Annotated in this window: 1 protein-coding gene and 1 pseudogene; one reads left to right on the forward strand and one right to left on the reverse strand. The window is 65.1% G+C overall.

Annotated elements, in window-relative coordinates; all coding sequences use genetic code 11:
• The first annotated feature begins 108 nt into the window (after positions 1 to 108).
• Complete coding sequence (locus tag VFG49_RS00245) at positions 109 to 1,218, forward strand: IS110 family transposase (RefSeq protein ID WP_324857197.1); 1,110 nt, start codon at positions 109 to 111, stop codon at positions 1,216 to 1,218.
• 287 nt (positions 1,219 to 1,505) lie between these two features.
• Here VFG49_RS00245 and VFG49_RS00250 read toward each other — a convergent pair.
• A pseudogene (locus tag VFG49_RS00250) lies at positions 1,506 to 2,572 on the reverse strand (IS630 family transposase); the annotation flags it as partial.

The following is a 2,572-nucleotide window of genomic DNA, read 5'->3' on the forward strand; positions in this document are numbered from 1 at the left end:
CTAGACCACATGTCCGCCTGAGCACGGGGCGACCCGTCTCGCAGTATGCAGGTAACGAGGGTTGCGCCGGATAGACCGGTGCCGGGCCTCATGCATAGGAGACGGGTCATGGCGGATCGTATCACTTACGTAGGGCTTGATGTTCACAAGGAAGGGATCGTGGTTGCGGTGGCGACGGACGGTCTGCGTGGCGAGGTTCGGGAGTACGGCCGGATCGCCAATACACCCACGGCGTTGGACCGGTTGCTGCGTAAGCTTGGCGGCGACGGCATCACCCTGCGGTTTTGTTACGAGGCGGGGCCGTGCGGCTACGGCATCCAACGACAGGTAACGGCGAGCGGGCATGAGTGCGTCGTCGTCGCCCCCTCGCTGATCCCGAAGCGGGCGGGCGACCGTGTCAAGACCGATCGGCGGGATGCCGCCAGCTTGGCCAGGCTGCACCGGGCCGGCGAGCTGACGGCGGTGTGGGTTCCTGATGCCCGGCACGAGGCGATGCGTGATCTGGTGCGTGCGCGGCTCGATGCGGTCCACAATCTGCGCCGGGCGCGCCAACAGCTCTCCGGATTTCTGTTGCGGCACGGATGCCACTATGGCCGGCCGGCCTGGACCAAGCTGCATCGCCGCTGGTTGGCGGGGCTCAAGTTCGAGCAGGCGGTCCATCACCTGGTGCTGGAAGACTACATCGCGGCGGTCGAAGCTGCCGAGACGCGGCGCGATCGCCTGACGGCACAGATCGAAGCGATGCTGCCAGACTGGGCGCTGGCTCCTGTTGTCGTGGCGCTGCAGACGATGCGCGGCATGGCCCTGGTCAATGCGGCGACGTTGATCGCCGAACTGGGCGATCTCTCGCGCTTTGCCAATCCGCGCCAGCTGATGGCCTATCTCGGGCTGGTGCCGTCGGAACATTCGAGCGGCGCCAGTGTCAGACGCGGCGGGATTACTAAAGCCGGTAATGGAGCGGCTCGTCGGCTCTTGATCGAGGCGGCCTGGAGCTATCGCTTCCCGGCCCGGATCAGTCGCGAGTTGCTGCTGCGGCAGGAGAATCAGCCGAAGCCGATCCGCGATATCGCCTGGAAGGGGCAGGTGCGGTTGTGTGCACGCTATCGCAAGCTCACCCGGACAGGCAAACCGGCCAATGTCGTCACCACCGCGATCGCCCGCGAACTGACGGGCTTTGTCTGGGCCATCGCTCGGCATGTGATGGTAACCGCAGGCTGAGCGGAGAAAACGTGTGATCCCATTTTCAGGAGGCGCCTGCGAACTATCCAACACGCTCCTTCCGGGCAAGGCCGGGGGCGCGGTCGCGGTCAGGAGAACCCTCGCTTCCACTATCTGCCCGATCGTCGATCCGACGCAGGTTCCTAGACCGAGGCAGCTCCGCGACGTATCAACGGTCATGCGGTTCCAACCCGCGCATCAGAGTATGATCAACCGTCGTTTCAACGACCGCGCCTCCTGCCCTGCCCGGAAGAGCCCGAAACAAGCGCTTGCATGCAAGCCACGCATTAATTCGCCTGCATCTGGAAACGGCGGACATGAGAGTGGATCGACTCTAACACCTGTTTCCCGCGCCGGACTTTTTCGATGATGGCGTCGGGATCGGCGGTCCAGGTGAAGGGTTTGGGGTTGTCGTTGGTCTCGGCGAGATATCGGTTGATGGCGGCCTGGAGATCGACGATGCCGTTGAAGACGCCGCGCTGGAGCCTTTGCCGGGTCAATTTGGCGAAGAAGCCCTCGACGGCATTGAGCCAGGAAGCCGATGTCGGGGTGAAGTGGAAATGGAACCTGGGATGGCGTTCGAGCCAGGCGCGGACCTTGGGATGCTTGTGAGTGGCATAGTTGTCGACGATCAGATGCAGCTCCCGCCCGGCCGGGGTCCCGCGGTTGATTTTGTTGAGGAAGCGGATGAATTCCTGATGCCGGTGGCGCGCCATGCACTGGCCGATGACGCGGCCCTCCAGCACGTCGAGCGCGGCGAACAGCGTCGTCGTGCCGTGGCGCTTGTAGTCGTGGGTCATCGTCCCGCAGCGGCCCCTCTTCATCGGCAATCCCGGCTGAGTGCGGTCGAGCGCCTGGATTTGCGACTTCTCGTCGACCGACAGCACCAGCGCGTGCTCGGGCGGATCGACATAGAGGCCGACGACATCCTGCACTTTGGCGGCAAACTTGGGGTCGTTCGACAGCTTGAAGGTGCGCACCCGGTGCGGCTTCAGGCCGTGCGCCGCCCAGATACGCTGCACGCTGCGATGGCTCACCCCGGCGGCCTTCGCCAGTGCCCGGCCGGTCCAGTGCGTCGCCTCGCCCGGCGGTTCGGCGAGCGTCATCTCGACCACCCGCTCGATGGTCGCCGCCGGCAGCGGCGGCACCCGCGAGGGCCGCGTCGCCTCATGCAGCAAGCCTTCTACCCCTTCCGCCATAAAGCGCGCCTGCCAGCGCCAGATCGTCGGTTGCCTTTGCCGGTCTGCCGCTGGATCGCCATCGTGCCGATCCCCTCGGCGCTCAGCAGCACAATCCGCGCCCGCCAAACATGCTTCTGCGGGCTGTTCCCCGAACCGATCACGACCTCAAGCCG

Origin of the sequence: Dyella sp., assembly GCF_035685885.1 — a bacterium.
In the GTDB taxonomy this organism is placed as follows: Bacteria; Pseudomonadota; Gammaproteobacteria; order Xanthomonadales; family Rhodanobacteraceae; genus Dyella.